Annotated in this window: 16 protein-coding genes and 1 tRNA gene; 11 read left to right on the top strand and 6 right to left on the bottom strand. The window is 73.9% G+C overall.

Annotated elements, in window-relative coordinates:
* Positions 1 to 7 precede the first annotated feature (7 nt).
* From tmk to OG514_RS11060, 3 genes are all read left to right on the top strand, one after another.
* Positions 8 to 3,394 (top strand): dTMP kinase, encoded by a 3,387-nt coding sequence (tmk, locus tag OG514_RS11070; RefSeq protein ID WP_266893395.1) that lies wholly within the window; start codon positions 8 to 10, stop codon positions 3,392 to 3,394.
* A gap of 97 nt (positions 3,395 to 3,491) precedes the next feature.
* Positions 3,492 to 4,289 (top strand): ABC transporter ATP-binding protein, encoded by a 798-nt coding sequence (locus tag OG514_RS11065; protein WP_266893393.1) that lies wholly within the window; start codon positions 3,492 to 3,494, stop codon positions 4,287 to 4,289.
* On the top strand, positions 4,286 to 6,703 hold the full coding sequence (locus OG514_RS11060; protein WP_266893391.1) for an FtsX-like permease family protein: 2,418 nt from the start codon (positions 4,286 to 4,288) through the stop codon (positions 6,701 to 6,703). The genes OG514_RS11065 and OG514_RS11060 overlap by 4 nt, the downstream gene beginning before the upstream one ends.
* Positions 6,704 to 6,747: 44 nt before the next feature.
* Here OG514_RS11060 and OG514_RS11055 read toward each other — a convergent pair whose 3' ends face one another.
* Both OG514_RS11055 and OG514_RS11050 read right to left on the bottom strand, forming a co-directional pair.
* Positions 6,748 to 7,392 carry a response regulator transcription factor gene (locus OG514_RS11055; RefSeq protein WP_266893389.1) on the bottom strand — a complete coding sequence of 215 codons (645 nt, stop codon included), beginning with the start codon at positions 7,390 to 7,392 and terminating at the stop codon, positions 6,748 to 6,750.
* Positions 7,380 to 8,585: a sensor histidine kinase gene (locus tag OG514_RS11050; RefSeq protein WP_266893387.1), complete on the bottom strand. Its 1,206-nt coding sequence runs from the start codon at positions 8,583 to 8,585 to the stop codon at positions 7,380 to 7,382. Before OG514_RS11050 ends, OG514_RS11055 begins: the two co-directional genes overlap by 13 nt.
* Before the next feature lie 164 nt (positions 8,586 to 8,749).
* Between OG514_RS11050 and OG514_RS11045 the strand changes: the two genes are divergently transcribed.
* The 4 genes from OG514_RS11045 to OG514_RS11030 all read left to right on the top strand — a co-directional run bounded on the left by OG514_RS11045 (position 8,750) and on the right by OG514_RS11030 (position 12,106).
* Entirely contained in the window at positions 8,750 to 8,923 is a 174-nt protein-coding gene (locus OG514_RS11045) for a hypothetical protein (RefSeq protein WP_266893385.1), read from the top strand.
* A gap of 193 nt (positions 8,924 to 9,116) precedes the next feature.
* A complete protein-coding gene (locus OG514_RS11040) occupies positions 9,117 to 10,319 on the top strand; it encodes a DNA polymerase III subunit delta' (protein WP_266893383.1) in 1,203 nt (400 codons plus the stop codon).
* A 62-nt stretch (positions 10,320 to 10,381) separates the two neighbouring features.
* Positions 10,382 to 11,947, top strand: a complete 1,566-nt coding sequence (locus OG514_RS11035; RefSeq protein WP_266893381.1) for an alpha/beta hydrolase — start codon at positions 10,382 to 10,384, stop codon at positions 11,945 to 11,947.
* Between the two features lie 85 nt (positions 11,948 to 12,032).
* Positions 12,033 to 12,106 (top strand) — tRNA-Thr (locus tag OG514_RS11030).
* Between the two features lie 42 nt (positions 12,107 to 12,148).
* Here OG514_RS11030 and OG514_RS11025 read toward each other — a convergent pair.
* Entirely contained in the window at positions 12,149 to 13,009 is an 861-nt protein-coding gene (locus OG514_RS11025) for an alpha/beta fold hydrolase (RefSeq protein ID WP_266893379.1), read from the bottom strand.
* 236 nt (positions 13,010 to 13,245) lie between these two features.
* Here OG514_RS11025 and OG514_RS11020 point away from each other — a divergent pair, with 236 nt between their 5' ends.
* Both OG514_RS11020 and OG514_RS11015 read left to right on the top strand, forming a co-directional pair.
* Entirely contained in the window at positions 13,246 to 13,875 is a 630-nt protein-coding gene (locus tag OG514_RS11020) for a TetR/AcrR family transcriptional regulator (RefSeq protein WP_266893377.1), read from the top strand.
* A gap of 193 nt (positions 13,876 to 14,068) precedes the next feature.
* Positions 14,069 to 14,689: a pyridoxamine 5'-phosphate oxidase family protein gene (locus OG514_RS11015; RefSeq protein ID WP_266900819.1), complete on the top strand. Its 621-nt coding sequence runs from the start codon at positions 14,069 to 14,071 to the stop codon at positions 14,687 to 14,689.
* 89 nt (positions 14,690 to 14,778) lie between these two features.
* Here the strand turns inward: OG514_RS11015 and OG514_RS11010 are convergent, their stop codons facing one another.
* On the bottom strand, positions 14,779 to 15,726 hold the full coding sequence (locus OG514_RS11010; protein ID WP_266893375.1) for a sigma factor-like helix-turn-helix DNA-binding protein: 948 nt from the start codon (positions 15,724 to 15,726) through the stop codon (positions 14,779 to 14,781).
* Positions 15,727 to 15,756: 30 nt separating this feature from the next.
* A complete protein-coding gene (locus tag OG514_RS11005) occupies positions 15,757 to 16,137 on the bottom strand; it encodes a DUF6479 family protein (RefSeq protein WP_266893373.1) in 381 nt (126 codons plus the stop codon).
* Between the two features lie 141 nt (positions 16,138 to 16,278).
* On the opposite strand from OG514_RS11005, the gene OG514_RS11000 reads away from it, so the two are divergent.
* On the top strand, positions 16,279 to 16,788 hold the full coding sequence (locus OG514_RS11000) for a SigE family RNA polymerase sigma factor (protein ID WP_266893371.1): 510 nt from the start codon (positions 16,279 to 16,281) through the stop codon (positions 16,786 to 16,788).
* Between the two features lie 97 nt (positions 16,789 to 16,885).
* Positions 16,886 to 18,181, top strand: coding sequence for a hypothetical protein (locus OG514_RS10995; RefSeq protein ID WP_266893369.1), 1,296 nt, complete (start codon positions 16,886 to 16,888; stop codon positions 18,179 to 18,181).
* Between the two features lie 126 nt (positions 18,182 to 18,307).
* On the opposite strand, the gene OG514_RS10990 is transcribed toward OG514_RS10995, so the two are convergent.
* On the bottom strand, positions 18,308 to 19,999 hold the full coding sequence (locus OG514_RS10990; RefSeq protein WP_266893367.1) for a bifunctional 3'-5' exonuclease/DNA polymerase: 1,692 nt from the start codon (positions 19,997 to 19,999) through the stop codon (positions 18,308 to 18,310).
* Positions 20,000 to 20,078 lie beyond the last annotated feature (79 nt).

Below are 20,078 nucleotides of genomic sequence, written 5' to 3'. Positions count from 1 at the left end.
TGGACGGATGACGCGAGCAGAGCAGCCAGACCGCCTCGGCGATTCCGACGCCGCACTCGTCGCGGATTCCAGCGAGCGTGCCGTACGCGCCCTCTTGCGCCACCAGCCGCTGCGCAGGTTGTGGAGCGCCCAGCTCGTCGGCAGCACCGGTGACGCCCTCGCCCTGCTCGTCCTCGTCCTCCTCGGCCTCCAGGCCGCCGTCACCGAGGGCGCGCTCGGAGGGGGCGAACGGGGTGCCGCGCTCGCCGTGGCCGCCGTCGTCGGCGCCCGGCTGTTCGCCTCGGTCCTCTTCGGGGCCGTCCTCCTCGGACCGCTGACCGCGCTCACCGGCCCGGGCGGCGCACTCGACCGGCGCTGGACCATGATCGGCGCCGACGGCGTCCGGATCGTGCTGCTCGTCATCGCGCCCCTGTGGATCGACTGGACCCCCGGCAGCGCCCTCTGGTACCTGCTCGGCACCGTCTTCGTCACCGGCGCGGCCGAGCGGCTCTGGACGATCAGCCGCGAGGGCGCGGCGCCCGCGCTGCTGCCCGCCCCGCCGATCGAGGGCGGGGCCGTACGGCCGCTGCCCGACCACCTCGGCGCACTGCGGCGGCTCTCCCAGCGCACCGGCTTCCTCGCCGTGCCCGCCGCGGCAGCCGTGCTGCTCGTCGCCACCCTGGTCGGCAACCTGCTCGGCGCCGGAATCGACTGGTTCACGCTGCACCAGGCCGCCCTCGGCTCGTACGTCGCCGCCGGACTCTTCGCCGCCTCCGTCACCGTCCTCTACGCGATGACGCTGCCCGGCGGCGAGACGCCCCGGCCCCGCTCGCCGCTGGAGGGCCTGCGCCGGCCGGCCGCCGAGAAGGGCCGTACGGGAGCCCTCCAGCTCCTCGTCCTGACCTGCGCCACCGTCGCCGGGGCCATCGCCGCGGCCGCGTCCGTCGCCGTGCTCCACGCGTACGACCTGGGCGGTGGCCCCGTCACGTACGCGCTCCTGATCCTGGCGCTCAGCGGTGCCACCGCCGTCGGCATCCGCACCGCGAGCAAGGTGCTGCCCGTGCTGTCCCGGCGCCGGCTGCTCGCCCTCGTGACCGCCGTCACCGGGGTCGCGCTGATCGCGATGGGCCTGGTCCCGGACACGGCGACCGTGCTGTTCCTCTCCGTCCTCGCCGGATACGCGGCCGGAGTCGCCGCCAACACCGGCCACACCCTGGTCGACCAGGAGACCGAGGAGCCCCGCAGGGCCCGGACCACCGAGCACCTCCAGGCCACCGCCCGCGTCGGCATGGCCGTCGGCGCGCTCGCCGCGCCGCTGCTCGCCGCCGCGATCGGACCGCACCGCCTCGCCTCCGGCGACTTCGTCTTCGACCACGGCGGCGCCGCCTTCACGCTCGCCCTGATCGGCGCCCTGCTGCTGCCGGTCGCCGCGCTCGTCCTCGCGAAGACCGACGACCGGGCGGGCGTCCCGCTCCGCCGCGACCTGCGCGACGCGCTGCGCGGCTCCGACCCGGTGCAGTCGCCCTCCCCGACCGGCTTCTTCATCGCCCTGGAGGGCGGCGACGGCGCCGGCAAGTCCACCCAGGTCCAGGCGCTCGCCGAGTGGATCCGGGCCAAGGGCCACGAGGTCGTCGTCACCCGCGAACCCGGCGCCACCCCCATCGGCAAGCGCCTGCGCTCGATCCTCCTCGACGTGTCGTCGGCGGGGCTCTCCAACCGCGCCGAGGCCCTGCTGTACGCGGCCGACCGCGCCGAGCACGTCGACTCCCTGGTCCGGCCCGCCCTGGAGCGGGGCGCGATCGTCCTCTCCGACCGGTACATCGACTCGTCCGTGGCCTACCAGGGCGCCGGCCGTGACCTGTCCCCGACCGAGATCTCCCGCATCTCGCGCTGGGCGACCGACGGTCTCGTCCCGCACCTGACCGTCGTCCTCGACGTCTCCCCGGAGACCGCGAGGGAACGGTTCACCGAGGCGCCCGACCGCCTGGAGTCCGAGCCGCCGGAGTTCCACGCGCGCGTACGGGCCGGATTCCTCGCCCTCGCCGCCGCCGACCCCAGCCGCTACCTCGTCGTCGACGCCGGGCAGGAGCCCGAGGCCGTCACCACCGTCGTACGCCACCGGCTCGACCGGATGCTGCCGCTCTCCGAGGCCGAGGTGAAGGCCGTCGAGGAGGCCCGCCGCAAGGCCGAGGAAGAGGCGCGCAGGAAGGCGGAGGAGGAAGCCGCCCGCAAGGCCGAGGAGGAGCGCCTGGAGCGTGAGCGCCAGGAGCAGCTCGCCAAGCTCCGCGCCGAGGAGGAGGAGCGCAAGCGGCGCGAGGAGGAAGAGGCGCGCCGCCTGGAGGCCGAACGGCAGGCGGAGGAGGCCCGGCGCAAGGCCGAGGAGGCCCGGATCGCCGCCGAAGCCGCCGCCGAGGAGGAGCGCAGGCGCCTCGCGGCAGAGGAGAAGGCCCGTCTGGAAGAGGCGGAACGGCTCCGCAAGGAGGCCGAGGAAGAGGCCCGGCTGCGGGCCGAGGCGGAGGAGCGCCGCCTGGAGAAGCAGCGCAAGGCGGAGGAGGCGCTGCTCCGCGCCGAGGAGGCCCGCCGGATGGCCGAGGCCGCCGCTGCCGCCAAGGCGGCGGAGGAGACCGCGGCGAAGGCCGCGGCCGAGCAGATCGCTGCCGCCGCTGCCGCCAAGGCCGCGGCGGAGCGGGCCGCGGCCGAGCGCGCCGCCGCGGAGCTGGCCGCCGCTCAGCGGGCCGAGGCGGCGAAGGCCGCCCGGGAGCGGGCGGCTGCCGAGCGGAAGGCTGCCGAGGCCAAGGCCGCGACCGAGGCGAAGGCGGCTCGGGAGAAGGCCGCGGCGGTCGAACTCTCGGCGAACGAGATCACCCGGCCGACCCCGATCGTGAAGCCGGACCCGGTCGTGGCGCCGGACCCGCGGACCGACCCGCGGACGTCTGCCGCGCGGCAGGACCCGGAGCCGGACGCGCCGACCGTTTCGCCCGACGAGATCACCGTCGCCACGCCGATCGTGAAGATCGCGAAGCAGGACGAGACCGAGACGTCGGTCCTGCCCCGGATCAGCGAGACGCGGGGCGCCGACGAGACCGCCGTCCTGCCCGCCGTGAAGGGCACCAGGAAGGCTCCTGAAAACGCCGCCGAGTCGACCGCCGTGCTGCCTCCCGTACGGGACACCCCGGCGTCCGACCCGGCCGACCGGGTGCCGCAGGGCATCTTCCGTGACGCCCGGCCCGCCCCGCAGCAGCCGGACGGCGGGAACGACCGGACCCGCGAGCTGCCCCAGCTCGACGAGAACGGCCGGCCCCGCCGCCGCTCCGACTGGGCCGAGGAGACCCCGCTGGACGATCTGCCGACGCTCGCGGACGAGCTGTTCGGCCCGCACGACGACGAGGACGAGGGCCCCCGGCGCCGCCGCTGACCCGCTTCCTTCCCGTGAGGGGGTGGAGCTAGCTCCACCCCCTCACGGGAAGCCAGCCCCATACCGCTCTGACCTGTACTTTTCTAACGTTGTCGGTATGACGACGACTGCAGTGACGGACAGCCGTGGCGCCCGCACCACGGAGGCCGCGCTCGCCCTCGACGGGGTGGGCCGGACCTACGGGCGCGGGGCCCCCGCGCTCGACGGGGTGACTCTGGCCGTGCCGCGCGGCCGGTTCGTGGCCGTGATGGGCCGGTCGGGTTCCGGCAAGTCCACCCTGCTGCGGTGCGCGGCGGGACTCGAACGGCCGACGACCGGGACGGTACGGATCGGGGGCACCGACCTCGCCACGCTGAAGGCGGCCGGTCTCACCCGGCTCCGGCGGGACCGGATCGGCTTCGTCTTCCAGTCGCTGAACCTCGTCTCCGCCCTCGACGTGCGGGAGAACGTCACTCTGCCGCTCCTTCTCGCCGGAGCCCGTGAGGGCCGGGAACTCGACGCCCGCGCCCTCGCCGGTCTCGCGGCCGTCGGGCTCGCCGACCGTGCCGGGGACAGGCCGGAGAGCCTGTCCGGCGGCCAGCGCCAGCGGGTGGCCATCGCCCGCGCCCTGGTCAACGAACCCGAGGTCGTCTTCGCCGACGAGCCGACCGCCGCGCTCGACCCGGTCACGGCGGCCGGGGTCCTCGCCCTGCTGCGGCGCGCGGTCGACGAGCGGGGGACCACCGTCGTCCTCGTCACCCACGACCCGGTGGCGGCCGCCTGGACGGACGAGGCCGTGTTCCTCGACCGGGGCCGGCTCGTCGGACGCCTCGACCGTCCGGACGAGCCCGGGGTACGGGAGATGCTGGGCGCGCACGCCGACCACCCGTTCCGCCCCATGGCGGTGGCCCGATGAAGCCGCTCGCGAACCCGGCGGTCCGGCTGCTCGCCGCCCGCTCCCTGCGGGCGCACCGGAAGGCGTGGGCGGCCGTGTTCGCCGCCGTCGCCGTCACCTCCGCGCTGCTCGGCGCCCTGGCCCTCGCCGCAGGATCGGCCGGGCTCGGCCACGCGCGCGTGGAGCGGTACGCGGCCGCGCCCGTCGTCGTCGCCGGTGACCAGGAGGTCCGCTGGACGACGAAGCCGTGGGGGAGCGAGACGCAGACACAGACGGCCGGTCTGACCGAACGGGTACGGATCCCGAGTGCGACCGTCGACGTCGTCCGGTCGGTGCCGGGGGTCCGGGCCGCGGTGCCGGACCACACCTTCGTCGTACGGGAGCCCGGGGCGGGCGGTTCCCCGGACCGGCGGGTGTACACCGGGCGGTCCTGGGACGCGGCTCGGCTGGCCCCGTACCGGCTGACCGACGGACGCGAGCCGCGCGGGGCCGGAGAGGCCGTCATCGGCTCCGGTGCCGGGGCGCGGGTCGGGGACACCGTCGCCGGGCGGAAGGTCGTCGGCCTCGCCGAGGGGCCCGCAATGCTGTACGTCACGGCGGGCGAGGCGCGGAAGCTCGCCGGGCATCCGGGTTCCGTCGACGCCGTCGGAGTGCTCGCCGAACCCGGCGTGCCCGTGGACACCCTCCACGCGCGCGTACGGGCCGCCCTGGACCGGGCCGAACTCAAGGACACGGCCTCGGGGCAGCCGCTTCGGGCGCTCACCGGTGACGGCCGGGGCGGGGCCGAGTACCTCGCCGCTCCTCCCGCGCGCATGGAGCTCCTCCAGCTCCTCGCCGCCGTCTCCGGGACCGTCGTGCTCATCGCCGTCCTCGTGCTCGCCTCGCTCGTCGGGCAGGCGCTCCGACAGCGTGCCGCCGAGCGGGACCTGTTGCTCTCGGTCGGTGCGACACCCCGTCAGGTGCGGGCGGCCGCCGGCCGAGAGGTGACCCGGGTGGCGGGTCTCGCGGCGCTGCTCGGCGCGGCCGCGGCCGTACCGGTGTTCCTAGGACTGTGGTCGGCGCTGCGGGCCCGTACCGGAGTCGTACCGCAAGGCCTCGAACTTCCCTCCCCGCCGTGGCTGTTCGCCGCCACCCTCGTCGTCGCCGCGGTCGTGGTGGGGATCACCCGGCTCGTCGTCCTCTTCGCCGCCCGGCGCCCCAAGCGCGCGGGGAAGGGCGCCGTGCGGCGCGTCATCGGGCTCGTGCTGCTCCTGCTGGGCGTGGCGTCGGCCGGTACGGCCACGGTCCAGGGCGGTGCCGCGGCGGCCGCCGCCGCCGGGGCGGCCACGGTGACGCTGGTCGCCGGGTGCGCGGTGCTCGGGCCGTGGATCGCGGGGGCCGCGATGAAGGTCCTGGACCGGCCGTTCCGCCGGCTCGGCGGCGCGCCCGGACGGCTCACGGCCGCCGGTGCGAGCGCCCACTCCCGGCGCCTCGGGGCGGCGCTCGTGCCGGTCGTCCTCGTCACGGCCTTCGCGCTCGTGCAGCTCTCGGCCGGCACGACGATGGGCCGGGCCGCCGACCGGCAGGCGCGGGCCGCGACGACCGCCGACCTCGCGCTCTCCGGCACGACGGCGGAGCAGGTGCGGAAGCGGCCGGGAGTCGACGCGGCCACGGACGTGCTGCGTTCCACGGTCGTCCTGGCCCGCACCGAGGCCGGTGCGGCGCGCCTCGACCGGCTTCCGGTGCTCGGCGTGGACGCGGCGGGCCTCGCGGGCACGCTCGACCCAGGTGTCATCGCCGGCGACCTGACGGGGCTCGGGACCGGGACGGTCGCGGTCGGCGCGGACATGGCCAAGTCCCTGGACGTGAAGGTCGGTTCGTCGGTCGAGTTGCGTCTGGGCGACGGAGTCCGGAAGCGGCTGCGGGTGGTGGCGGTGTACGAACGCTCGCTCGCCCTCGGCGAGTTCCTCCTGCCGAAGGCCGAACTGGCCCCGCACATGAGCGATCCGTACCCCGCGCGCGTACTGGCGTCCACGGCGAAGGGCGAGCCCGCTTCCCCCGTCGTGCCCGAACAGGTGATGCCTCCCGGGGCCGAGCTGAACGGGATCGTCTCGGCCGCGATCGTCTCCGCGATCGGCGGGCTCACCCTCCTGTCCGTCCTCAGCACCCTCACCCTGATCGGCGCGGGACGGCGCGGCGAACTCCTCCTGCTCGGCCAGGTGGGCGCCTCGGCCGGTCAGCTGCGCCGGATGCTCGGCCTGGAGGCGGGCTTCCTGACCGTCGCGGGCCTGGTCATCGGGGTCGTGGTGGCCGCGCTGCCGCTGACCTCCTTCGCCTGGTCGCTCACGGGCGGACTGCCGTACCTGCCGCCCGAGCAGGCGGGACTGATCGCCGGCGCGGTGGTGGTCACGGTGGTGGCGGGCGTGTTCCTGCCCTCACGGCGGCAGCGGGCCTGACCCGGGCTTCGAGGAGGCGGATCGGTGCCTGAGACCGGGGCCGCTCAGGCTTCGAGGTAGGCGAGAACGGCGAGGACCCGGCGGTGGCCGCCGCTGTCGCCCGGCGGCAGGCCGAGCTTCTGGAAGACATTGCCGATGTGCTTGTGCACGGCCCGCTCGGTGACCACCATCGAGCGGGCGATCGTGCCGTTGTCGTGCCCCTGCGCCATCAGCTCCAGGACCTCGCGCTCGCGGGGCGTGAGGGAGTCCAGCGGGTCGTCGCGGCGGCGGGCGAGCAGCTCGGTGACGACCTCCGGGTCCAGGGCCGTACCACCGGAGGCGACCCGCTCCAGGGCGTCGAGGAACTCGTCCACCCGGCCCACCCGGTCCTTCAGGAGGTAGCCGACGCCCCGCGCGCCGCCGCCCAGGAGCTCGGCGGCGTACGTCTCCTCCACGTACTGGGAGAGCACGAGCACCGGCAGGTCCGGCAGCTCCTCGCGGGCCGCGAGCGCCGCCCGCAGCCCCTCGTCGCGGAAGCCCGGCGGCATCCGTACGTCCAGGACGGCCACGTCCGGGCGGTGCTCCAGGAGCAGCGGCAGGACCTCGGGGCCGGTGGCCGCGACGCCGGCCACCTCATGGCCGGACGAGGTCAGCAGCAGTACGAGGCCCTCCCTCAGGAGGGCGTTGTCCTCGGCGATCACCACACGCACGGCAGCTCCACTTCGATCACGGTCGGGCCCCCTTCGGGGCTGGTCAGTCGTACGGTGCCGTCGAGTGCGGCGACCCGGCGGCGCATGCCCACGAGCCCTGAGCCGCCGCTCTCGCCGGCCTCGGCGCCGCCGCGGCCCTCGTCCGCCACGCGCGCGTGGAGAGCGGTCGGCTCGCGCGTGAGGGCGACGGAGGCGCGGGTGGCGCCGCTGTGCTTGGCGGCGTTGGTGAGGGCCTCGGCGACCACGAAGTAGGCGGCGGCCTCGACGGCTGCGGGGGCGCGGGGGGCGTCGAGGTGCTCCGGCCGGTCGCCCGGGGTGTGGTCGGCCAGACCCGTCACGGTCACCTGCACCTCCAGGCCGCTGCTCGCGGCGAGGGCCCGCACCGCCCCGGTCAGGCCCCGGTCGGTGAGGATCGGCGGGTGGATGCCCCGCACCACGTGCCGCAGCTCGGCCAGCGCCTCCTCGGCCTGTGTCTGTGCGTCGTCGAGGAGCTTCCGTGCGGTCGCGGGATCGGAGTCGTACGCCCGCTTGGCCAGTCCGATCCGCATGGACAGCGCCACGAGGTGGGCCTGCGCACCGTCGTGCAGATCGCGTTCGATCCGGCGCAGCTCGGCGCCGTGCGCGGCGATCGCGCCCGCCCGGGTGGCCGTCAGCTGCTCGACACGGGCGGCGAGCGCGGCGGCCCGGGTGGCCGCGGGGGTCGGCGTGAGCAGGGTGCGCGACCACTCGGCCCCCAGGTCGGCCAGCCGGCCGATCAGCGGCAGGGCCACCGGCCGCCGTCCCGCGAGCCCGGTCACCACGCCGTCGACCAACAGCGCGGGCAGCCACAGCACCAGCGAGGCGTACCAGAGCGCCAGGCCGTAGAGGAACTGTGCGCCCGCCCAGATCAGGTCCTGTCCGGTGGCGGGGTCGGTGACGGCGGTGCGCACGCGCGCGGGGAGGGGGCCTTCGAGCGGCAGGTACGCCTCCGGGACGGGCGTCCCGGTCCAGGCGGCGGTCCGGCTCCGCTCCCAGCCGGCGAGGCGGCGCAGCAGCAGCACGCTCTCGGGGAGCACGCCCGCGCCGATGACCGTGGCGGTGAGGAAGGCCGTGAAGAGGGCGACGCCCGCCATCAGGCAGCAGAGGATCGCGATCGCCGCTCCGCGCAGGAGGTGGAGCGACGCCCGGCCGGAGTCCTTGATCGCGTCGCGCATTCCGACAGGTTATGCGGGAGGCCCCGGGGGCGCGGTGGTGCAGGCACCACCATGGGGCCGGGGGCGGGCACCGCTGTGCCGGGAAGCCGGGGCGACGAAGATCGAATCCGTACCGACCCATCCCCTTCGCTTCCCCCTTCGCCCCCCGACCCACGGAGATCCCCATGCGTTTCCTGCTCTGGCTGCTGCTCACCGCGAGCGTCCTCGGCAACGTGTTCGTCAGCACCTTCGCCGACCTGAGCGCCGCCGCCCACGTCACGGCGAGCGTCGGCACGGGCGCGGTGCTGCTCGGCTCGGCGGTCGGCCTGTGGCTGACCCGCCCCTCCGCCGAGGCCTGAACCGGCGTACGGGTCCCCCTCCCCGGGCCGCGGGCCGAGGCCTGAACGGCGTACGGCTCCTCCTTCCCCCCCCCGCCGGGGCCCGAACCGGCGTACGGGTCCCATGGCGGACCGCCGTGGTGCCTCCCCGTGCCCGGCCGGTGATGTCAGCGGACTGCCCCACAATGGAGGGCGTACCTGAGGAGGGGCAGACATGGCCGTATGGGACGACCTGGTCGGACAGACGAAGGTCGAGGAGCAGCTCGCCGCGGCCGCGCGGGACGCCGACGCGCTCGTGACCGCCCATGCCGCCGGAGGACCCGACCCCGAGGCCTCGAAGATGACCCACGCCTGGCTCTTCACCGGCCCGCCGGGGTCCGGGCGGGCGACCGCGGCGCGGGCGTTCGCCGCCGCGCTGCAGTGCGTGAGCCCCGACCGGGCCCTGGGCGGGGCGCCGGGCTGCGGCTTCTGCGACGGCTGCCACACGACTCTCGTCGGCACTCACGCGGACGTGGAGATCGTCCGGACGGACCTCTTGTCGATCGGTGTGAAGGAGACCCGCGCACTGGTCCGGCGCGCCCAGCTCTCGCCGGCGGGCGGCCGGTGGCAGGTCATCGTCCTGGAGGACGCCGACCGGCTCACCGAGGGCGCGGGCAACGTCCTCCTGAAGGCCGTCGAGGAGCCCGCCCCGCGCACGGTCTGGCTGCTCTGCGCGCCCTCCCTGGAGGACGTGCTGCCCACGATCCGTTCCCGCTGCCGGCACCTGACCCTGCGCACCCCGCCCGTGGAGGCGGTCGCCGACGTGCTCGTCCGGCGCGACGGCATCGACCCGGAGGCGGCGTACGTCGCCGCCCGCGCCACCCAGGGGCACATCGACCGGGCCCGGCGGCTCGCCACCGACGAGCGGGCCCGCGCGCGCCGGGCCGTCGTCCTCAAGCTGCCGTTGCGGGTCGAGGACATCGGCGGCTGCCTCAAGGCGGCGCAGGAGCTGGTGGACGCGGCGGCCGAGGACGCCAAGCAGGTCGCGGAGGAGGTCGACGTCAAGGAGACCGAGGACCTGAAGGCGGCCCTCGGCGCGGCGCAGGGCGGGCGGATGCCGCGCGGCACGGCCGGGGCGATGAAGGAGCTGGAGGAGCGCCAGAAGCGCCGCAGAACGCGTACGCAGCGCGACAGCCTGGACCTCGCCCTCACCGACCTCACCGGCTTCTACCGCGATGTCCTGGCGCTCCAGCTGCGCTCGCGCACGGCCCTCGCCAACACCGACGTACGGGACGCGCTGGAGCGGATCGCCCGGGACACCAGCCCGGAGCGCACCCTCCGCCGCATCGAGGCGGTCCTGGCATGCCGGGAGGCCCTCGACCGGAACGTGGCTCCGCTGCTCGCGGTGGAGGCGATGACGATGGCGCTGCGGGACTGACGAGGGGACGGCCCTTGCCGGCGATTGGACACGGTCCGTACCGGTCCGGATACGCTCCGGGAATGGACTCCAGGCGCTTGCTCCGTACGTCCGCCACGGCCCTCGCGGCCGCCGGGCTGATCCTCTCCGGCTGCTCGGGCGGCAGCGACGCGGCGGCGTCCCGCACCACAGCGGCAGCGCCGGCCCCTTCGGCCCCTTCCGCCGCGGCGTCCTTCTCGCCCGAGGTCCTGAAGACGTACTACTCCCAGAAGCTGAAGTGGCGCGACTGCGGCGTCACGGGCTTCGAGTGCGCGACCCTGCGTGCCCCGCTGGACTACGCGAAGCCGGACGGGGAGCAGATCGAGCTGGCCGTCTCCAGGGTCCGGGCGACCGGACCCGGCAAGCGGCTCGGTTCGCTCCTGGTCAACCCGGGAGGCCCCGGCGGCTCCGCCGTCGGCTACCTCCAGGGGTACGCGGGCATCGGCTACCCGGCACCCGTCCGCGCCCGCTACGACATGGTGGCCGTCGACCCGCGCGGAGTCGCGCGCAGCGAGCCGGTGGAGTGCCTGACGGGCCCGCAGATGGACACGTTCACACAGGTCGACCAGACCCCCGACGACGCCGCGGAGGTCAACGCGCTGAGCGCCGCCTTCAAGAAGTTCTCGACCGGCTGCGCGAAGAAGTCGGGGACGATCCTGCCGCACGTCTCCACGGTCGAGACGGCCCGCGACATGGACATCCTGCGGGCGGTGCTCGGCGACGAGAAGCTCAGCTACGTGGGGGCGTCGTACGGCACGTTCCTCGGCGCCACGTACGCCGAGCTGTTCCCGGACCGGGTCGGCCGCCTCGTCCTCGACGGGGCGATGGACCCGTCGCTGCCGGCGATCGACCTCAACCGCGACCAGACCGGCGGCTTCGAGACCGCGTTCCGGGCCTTCGCCGCCGACTGCGTCCAGAAACCGGACTGCCCCCTCGGCACCGAGTCGGTCCCGGCGGCCGGTGAGGCGCTGAAGAAGTTCTTCCGTGAGGTGGACGCCGAGCCCGTGCCCACCGGCGAGAGCCGGGAGCTCGGCGAGTCCCTCGCCACCACGGGCGTGATCGCGGCGATGTACGACGAGGGCGCCTGGCCCCAGCTGCGCGAGGCCCTCACCCAGGCGATCGGCGGCGACGGCTCCGGCCTCCTCGTCCTGGCCGACAGCTACTACGAGCGCGAGGCGGACGGCACGTACGCCAACCTCATGTTCGCCAACGCGGCCGTGAACTGCCTGGACCTGCCGCCCGCCTACGCGAGCCCCGCCGACGTGCCGAAGGCCGTCCCGTCCTTCGAGAAGGCCTCTCCGATCTTCGGCAGGGGCCTCGCCTGGGCGGCCCTCAACTGCACCTCCTGGCCGACCCCGCCCACCGGCACCCCCCACCGCATCACCGCCGAGGGCGCCGCCCCGATCCTGGTCGTCGGCACCACCCGCGACCCGGCCACCCCGTACAAGTGGGCCCAGTCCCTGGCCGGCCAGCTCTCCTCCGGCACCCTCCTCACCTACGAGGGCGACGGCCACACCGCGTACGGCCGGGGCAGCGACTGCATCGACTCGGCGATCAACACCTACCTCCTGGAAGGCACCCCTCCGACCGAAGGAAAGCGCTGCTCATAGGCCCTCTCCGGGGGTGGTCGGAGCACCCCGCGAAACTGTGTAGACTTGGCGTCGCTGCTGCACCCACCATGGGTTCGGACGGCGCGCCGCCTTAGCTCAGTTGGCCAGAGCAACGCACTCGTAATGCGTAGGTCTCGGGTTCGAATCCCGAAGGCGGCTCGGAATTACCCCAGGACTCACTCGCCGTGACCTGGGGTTTTTTCATTTCTCCTGCCCGCCGTCGTGCGCTGCGGTCTGCATGAAGTCTCTGAGCAGTCGTACGAGTTCGTCCGGCCGGTCCTCGGGGACCAGGGTGCGACTGCCCTCGATCTCGGCGAGGCGGCCTCGTGGCAACAGCTCGGCCAGGCGTGGGCCGTGCTCGCGGGGCATCAGCCTGTCCTGTGCGGCCCAGGCGATGAGTACGGGTCTGTCGAAGGAGCGCATCTGCTCGGACCATGCGAGCAACCGGGCTTTGGGTGGGGTGGAGACCAGGTACTTGGCCAGGTCGCGGCGGATGTCGGGGTCCGTGCGGGCGGGCCGGAACCAGGCGTCCATGATCGTGTCGGGGACCGGGTGTTCGGTCATGGCGCCCCAGCCGTTCGGCACCCGCCGTACCGGGCGCAGCCGCAGGAGGTTCATCAGCAGGGCCAGGCCGCCGGGGACCGATGCGGCCCGGACCAGGGACCGGCCGGGCTTGCCCGGCGGGTAGTTGTCGAATGCCTCGCAGGCGACGAGGGCGAGCCGGGCGATGCGCGCCGTGCGGCCTTCGGACAGCAGCAGCTGCGCTCCGCCCCAGTCGTTGAGCACCAGCGTCACCTCGTCCAGCCCGAGCCGGTCGAGGAACTCCCCGACCAGGAGCGCCTGTCCGCGCAGCGACAGGTCCGCGTCCGGATGCATCGGCTTGCGGTGGCTGCCCAGCGGCAGCGTGGGCAGTACGCATCGGTAGGTGCCGCGCAGGTCGGGGACGACCTTGCGCCACACCGTGTGGTCCATCAGTACGCCGTGCAGGAACACCAGGACGGGACCGTCGCCGCCGGTGTCTTCGTAGGCGATGGTTCCGGACGACAGTTCGACCTCGGGCATTGCCTTGCCTCTCCTCGTGTCGTACGTCGGACAGCCGGCCGTTCGTTTCACTCGTTCGCGTATCGAGGCCCGGTCTGCGTGTTCCCAACAACTACCACAGCTGTGGCACCACGGGCAGGGTGGTTAAGGGGGGAGGGTGAAGCAGGGCTGCTAGATTCACCACACCTGTGGTGTTTGAACGGGGATGGTCAGGCCGATCCGGTCGGGGCCAGAGCGATCGACGGGGCAGGGAAGGGATGGGTGGCGTGGCGGAGAACGCGAACCGGCGCAACCTGCTGCGGGATGCGGCTCTCGAAGTGCTGGCCGCCGAGGGCAGTCGCGGCCTGACCCATCGAGCGGTCGACAGCGCGGCGGGAGTGCCGACCGGGACGGCGAAGAACTACTTCCCCACCCGCGACGCACTGCTTGCCGCCGTCGCGGAGCGCTGCCTCGACCTCTTCCGGCAGGCGGGCACCCTGCCGACGGGCGTCACCGGCCCCACCAGCCGTGAGGACTTCGCGGCACTGCTGCGCGGCCTGCTCGAAGAGGCCACGGGGCCGGGCCGTCGGCGCGTGCTCGCCTACCTCGAACTCCACGGCGAGGCGTCACGCAAGCCGTGGCTGGGCAAGGTGCTCGCGGAGATCTCCGCCATGGACTTCGCGACGATGGAGCGGCTCCAGCGATCCGCCGGGCTCGACGTCACGCCGCAGCGCGCGCGTGTCGTGACCATGGCCGTGCACTCCGCCGTCGTCGACCTGCTGGCGCACCCGCCGGAGGTGCCGAACGGGGCGGGCCTCGACGATCTCGACGAGTTCGTCGGCGGGCTGCTCGACGTGGTCTATCCCCCGCCGCGTCCGGGGGAGGCCGGGTCGGCCGGCAGGCCGTGAAGGCCGCGCCGTTCCGACAGGTGGGCGGAGGTGGCGGGGGCGGGGCGGTTGGTCGTACAACTCCGGAAGATCTTTTGCGCCGGAGTGGGAAACAGGGGGCAGTGTGAACAGCACCAGCACCAGCACCAGCGGTCGCGGGGTGGCCGGGGGTGGTGACGCGTTGGTCGTCACCGAGCGGACGCGGTTGCGGCGGATGCGGGAGAAGGGGAGTCATCAGCGGGCCGATCTGGACGCCGTGCTCGGGGCCGGGTTCCTCTGTCATCTCGGGGTTCCCGTCGACGGCACGACGATGGTCGTTCCCACCGCGTACGGCGTCGAGGGCGACCAGCTGTACCTGCACGGGTCCGTCGCCAGCCGCAGTCTCGTCCAGGCGCCCGACACCACCGTCTGCGTCACCGTCACCCATGTCGACGGGCTCGTTCTGGCCCGTTCCGTCTTCGAGCACGGGGTGAACTACCGCTGCGCGATGGTCTACGGGGTGCCCCGGCTCGTGACCGACCCGGACGAGAAGCTGCGCGGCCTTCGGGCGCTCACCGAGCAGAGCTCCCCGGGGCAGTGGGAGTACGTACGGCAGCCCAGCCGCAAGGAGCTGGCCGCGACCTCCGTGCTCGCGCTCGACCTGACCGAGGCCTCCGTGAAGACCCGCAGCGGTCCGCCGGACGACGGTGACTCCGAGGACGCCGCCCTCGGTCTGTGGGCCGGCGTGCTGCCCGTGGTGACGACCTTCGGCGAGCCGGTCACCGATCCCGTTCTTCCCGTCGACGTCGTACCGCCCGCGCATGTGGCCTCCCGGGCGGGGCGCGTCCTCGGCTAGTGAGAACTCCGATAGCTCCGATGGCTTGACGGCTCTGACGGCTCTGACGACTCTGGGAGTTCTCAGAACCGCCAGTGCCGTCAGTGCCGTCAGAGCTGGAGCTTCAGGCTGCTCAGGTGGTCCGCGTCCGACAGGGCGTCGATCGCGGTGATCCGGTCCTCCAGGACCGTGAACGCGAACACCAGCCTCGGGTCGCCCTCCGGCGGCCAGGCCAGGCCCGCCGCACCGTCCACCAGGGCTTTTCTGGCCGAGCCCACCCGGTCGGCGATCGCCTCGACGACCGCCCCCGGGCCGTGCACGGCCATCGCCCCGGTCCGTACGGCCGTGGCGTCGGCCCGCAGCACCACTTCCGGGTCGAGGAGCTCGTGCAGGGCGGCGGCATCGCCGTTCCGCGCGGCCGTCCGAAAGGCCGCGACGATCTCCCGCTGGCGCGGCAGGTCGGGCTCCGGCATCTCCTCGGCCTCCTGGAGCCGGTAGCGGGCCCGGCCGGCGAGCTGGCGGGTGGCGGCCGGGGTCCGCTCCACGATCAGCGCGATCTCCTCGTACGGGACGGAGAACTCGTCGTGCAGAACGTACGCGAGCCGTTCCGGAGGTGTCAGTTCGTCCAGGGTCGTCGGCAGGGGCTGTTCCTCGGGCTTTCCCAGAGGGGTGGCGGGGCCGGTGTGGTGCGGTCCAGCCGAGGCCCAGGGGTCCCACGGGTCCCAGGGGTGTTCGCGGAGAGTCTCGCGGGAGCGGAGCCGGGCCAGGCAGGCGCGGGCCACGGCCGCGGTGGGGTCGTCCGTGGCCGGGACCGGGCCCGGGGCGATCGGGACGTCGCGGGCCCGCCCGGTCCTCCGTACGTCCTCCACCGCCTCGTCGGCCTCCTCGAAGGTGCCGAGGAGGCGGTACGCGACCGCCCGCAGATGCGGTCGTTGCTCCTCGAAGATCGCTGCGGGGAGGGCCGTGGGGTGGGATTCGGGGAGGGGTGCGGGGACGGGTGCTGGGTGGGATGCGGGGTGGGTCGCTGGGAGGGCTGCGGGAGCAGCGTTCTCATCCACGGGGCGTGGCCTCCGTCGGGCAGGAAGGGTTCAGTCGCCGTGTCCCGTGCCTCCGCTGCCGAAGCCGCCGCTGGAGATCCCGCCCCACTTGCGCTTCTCCTCGGTCGGCGGGTCGGGCGACGCCTCCGAGCCGTCCTTGAGCTGGTAGGGCATGAGCCGGTGCTCGCCGTCCGTCTGCGGCATCTCGGCAGGCCTGCGGTACCCGGACGTCTCGCCCGGCAGGCTGCCGTCCTCCGGTCGATGGGGCTGCTCGTCCGGCTTCGGCGGGTTGGACTCGCGGTCGCGGACCCGGAAGCCCAGCCAGACCGCCGCGATCAGCACGGCGACGATGACGAGTCCGCCGAGGAGCTGTCCGAGGCCTGACTGCCAGACTCCCGCGGCCATGGTCTGGGCTGCGCTGAGACTGTTCATACTCCAGGATTACCCCTTTTTCGCCCTTTTGGACGCGCCCGGCGAAGACGCCTGAAGATTCCCTGAAACATTTCCCCGCCCCCGTCGCGTCAATGAGGTGTACGGCGACCACACCACGTCACTGCGAGGGGGAGGAGGGGCATGAGAAAGTCCCGCGCGGACGAGTTCCTGGAGTTCGCCGCCGCACGCTCGGGTCATCTTTTCCGCTCGGCATGCTTGCTGACCAGTGGGGACACTCATCTCGCCGAGGACCTCACCCAGGAGACACTCGGCCGGATGTACGCCCTGTGGGGCCGTATGGCCCGGATCGGGAACCCCGCCGCGTACGCCCAGACCGTGCTCGTCCGCACCTTCCTCAGTCACCAGAGGCGCCGCTCGGCCACCGAGCGCCCCCTCGGCGAGCTTCCCGACCGCGCCCCCGACACCGGCGAGGATCCCGCGCTCCGGATCGCGCTGCTCGACGCGCTGGCCGGGCTCGCGCCCAAGGACCGGGCGGTCGTGGTGCTGCGGTACTGGGAGGACCGCAGCATCGAGGAGACCGCCGACGCCCTGCACGTCAGCTCCGCGGCGGTACGCACCCGCTCCGTACGGGCGCTGGCGAAGCTGCGCGAACGACTCGGCGGAAGCATCGCAGAGTTCGCCACCCGCTGACCCCCGCGTCCCTTCCCGTTTTCCGCGCGTCCGCGCGTCCACTTCTGCACCCCCAGCGACTTCTGCCCCCTTATCGACCGGAGACGGTGAATTCGACATGCCCCAGAACGAAGGTCCCCAGCACGAGGGATTCGAGGAGGAGCTCGGCGCGGTCCTGCGTCGCACCGGCGACGGCTTCGCCGCCGACGACCGGCGCGAGCTGGTCGAGGGCGGGCTCCAGCGCGGCAAGCGCCGCCTGGTCCGCCGCCGCCTCGCGATGACCGGCGGTGTTCTCGCACTCGCAGCCGTCGGCATCGGCGGCGTGTACGGCGGCTCGCTGCTGTCGCCGAGCGGGGACACGACCACCACCTCCGTGGCGGCGCCCCCGAAGCCCCGCCCCACCATCGATCCCGTCCCCGGGAAGCAGCGGCCGGGGGAAGCGAGCATCCCGGTCAAGGACATCGCCGCCGTCCTCAAGAACAACACCCCCGCGGGCTCCTGGGAGTTCGAAAACCTCGACGGAAGGGGCCAGGCCGTCAGCGGCGTCTTCGACGACGGGAACGGCAAGGCCGGCGTCACCGTAGGCCTCTTCCGCACGGGCACCGGCGAGGCGGGTGAGGACCAGGTGGCCTGCCCCGACAAGGTCGCCGTCCCCTACGACAACTGCACCATGCAGAACCTGTCGAACGGCTCCCGGCTCATGATCCTCCAGGGGTACGAGTACCCCGACAGGCGTGAGGAGACCAAGCAGTGGCGGGCGGTCCTGCTCACCAAGGACGGCTTCCTGATCGACGTGAGCGAGTACAACGCCGCCGCCGAGAAGGGCGCCCCCGTCAGCCGCGAGAACCCGCCCTTCACCCCCGCGCAGCTCAAGGCCCTCGTCACGACCGACGACTGGCGTCCGCTGATCAAGAAGCTGCCCCAGAACGTGGACATGTCGGGCGGCGAGGGCGGCCAGGGCGAACCCCGGCTGCCGGCCGAGCCGAGCGCCACCGACTCGATGAACACCCTGCGCTCGCTCGTGCCCAAGGGCCTCGCGGTCGTCAACAAGGGCGGGCAGTCCGGGTACGCCTACGTGGTCGTCGACGACGGCAAGGGGAAGAGCCTCGTCGAGGTCAACATCCAGCCGAACATGGCGGACGTGGCCGGCACCCTCTTCGGCAGCGGGGACGTCACCACGCTCCCCGACGGCCGCAAGGTCAAGCTCATCCAGCAGGCGGGTGAGAAGGGCGGCGAGGGCGTCGTCTGGTGGTCCGCCGACACCATCACGCCGGAGGGCTTCCGGGTCGTCGTGTCCGCCTTCAACGCCGGCACCCAGCACGAGGCGGCCACCCGCGCCGAGCCCGCGCTGACGATGAAGCAGCTGAAGGCGATCGCGCTGAGCCCGAAGTGGCAGAAGCTGCCCATGAAGTAGCACCGAAGAGCACCGAAGCGAAGCAGTGCCGAAGCAGCGCCCAAGAAGCGCCGAAGCAGTGCCGAGGAAGTTCTCGGGGTGATGGGCCCGCATTGGGGTGCGGGCCCATCACCCTTTCCCCTGTGGCTACTTGGCGTCCGCGTACCGCTCGACCGTGGCGACCGTGAACGGGAACCGTACCGGCGTCTCTCCGAACGCGATCCGTCCCGCCTCGTCCCCCGCCGCCCGGATCGCCGCCGTGACCGCCTCCGCCTCCTCCGCCGGGCAGTGCACGATCACCTCGTCGTGCTGGAAGAAGACCAGCTCCGCCCGCATCCCCGTCAGGGCCCGGCGCAGCGCCGCCAGCATCAGCAACGCCCAGTCGGCAGCGCTGCCCTGCACCACGAAGTTACGGGTGAAGCGGCCCCGCGCCCGTGCGTTCCCCGAGGCGTACCCGGGGGTGAACTCCGCCTCCTCCGCCGCCGGTTCACCGCCCTCCTGTGGCAGCCCGGCCTCCTCGTCCTCGCCCGCACCCACCGCGCGCGGGCTGGTCCTGCCCAGCCAGGTCCGTACGAGCCGGCCCTCCTCGCCGGCCTTCGCCGCCTCGTCGACATAGGCCACCGCGTGCGGGAAGCGGCGTCGCAGCGCCGCCAGGTTCTTGAGGCCGTCGCCGCTGGTCTGCCCGTAGATCGCGCCCAGGAGCGCGATCTTGGCGTGGTCGCGGTCGCCGGAGAAGGCCCGGTCCGAGAGCCGGGTGTACAGGTCGTCGGGGTGGCCCGCGACCTCCATCAGTCCCGGGTCCCGGGAGATCGCGGCGAGCACGCGCGGCTCCATCTGGTCGGCGTCGGCCACCACCAGCCGCCAGCCGGGGTCCGCGACCACCGCCCGCCGGATCACCTTCGGGATCTGCAGGGCCCCGCCGCCGTTGGTCGTCCAGCGCCCGCTGACCGTGCCCCCGGGCAGGTACTCCGGCCGGAAACGGCCGTCCCGCACCCAGTCCTGCAGCCACGACCAGCCGTGCGCCGTCCAGATCCGGTACAGCTTCTTGTACGCGATCAGCGGCTTCACCGCCGGATGGTCGAGCTCCTCCAGCTCCCAGCGGCGGGTCGACTTCACCCGTACCCCGGCCTGCGCGAAGGCCTTCACCACGTCGGCGGGCAGATCCGGCCGGACCCGGCGGCCGAAGGCCGTGGACACCTCGTCCGCGAGCTCGGCCAGGCGGCGCGGCTCGCCCCCGCCCGCGTACCGCTCGCCGAGCAGTTCGTTCAGCAGCTCCCGGTGCACGTCCGCCCGCCACGGCAGCCCCGCCCGGTGCATCTCGGCGGCCACCAGCATCCCCGCCGACTCGGCGGCCGTGAGCAGCCGCATGCGGCCCGGATGCTCCGCCCGGTCGTGGCGGCGCAGCTGCTCCGCGTAGACCGCGAGCATCCCGTCGAAGGGTACGGAGACCACCGGGCGCGGCTCGAAGAGCGAGTCCTGTGAGCCGGGCTCGGCGTTGCGCTGCGGCGGATCGGGCGGTACGGGGGAGTTCCGCAGCCGCGCCCAGGCCGCGGCCGCCGAGCGGGGCTCGCCGAGCCGCCCCTCGTGGCCGAGGAGCAGCTGCTCGGCGTCCTCGATGTCGTAGCACCGCTCGACCCGCACTCCGCCGGTGAGCAGTCGGGGGTACACCTCGGCCGTCGACCGCCACACCCAGCGGGCCACCTCGGGCCTGGCCCGTACGGCCTCCACGAGGTCGGGTTCGCGCCGCACGTCCCCGGTGGGCAGCCCGTCCGGGCCGAGGGGGACGAGCAGTGCTCCGTCCCCCTCCGCCTCGGCCGCCAGTGCCCACCTCTCGGTCATGGGTGCGAGTCTGGCACCCGGCACTGACAGCGCCGGTCAAGCGGGGCGGTGCGCTCCGCCCACGCCTCCCCGCCGCCGA

Source organism: Streptomyces sp. NBC_00572 (genome assembly GCF_026341815.1).
Lineage (GTDB): Bacteria > Actinomycetota > Actinomycetes > Streptomycetales > Streptomycetaceae > Streptomyces.
This window is presented reverse-complemented; position numbering and strand designations above follow the sequence as displayed.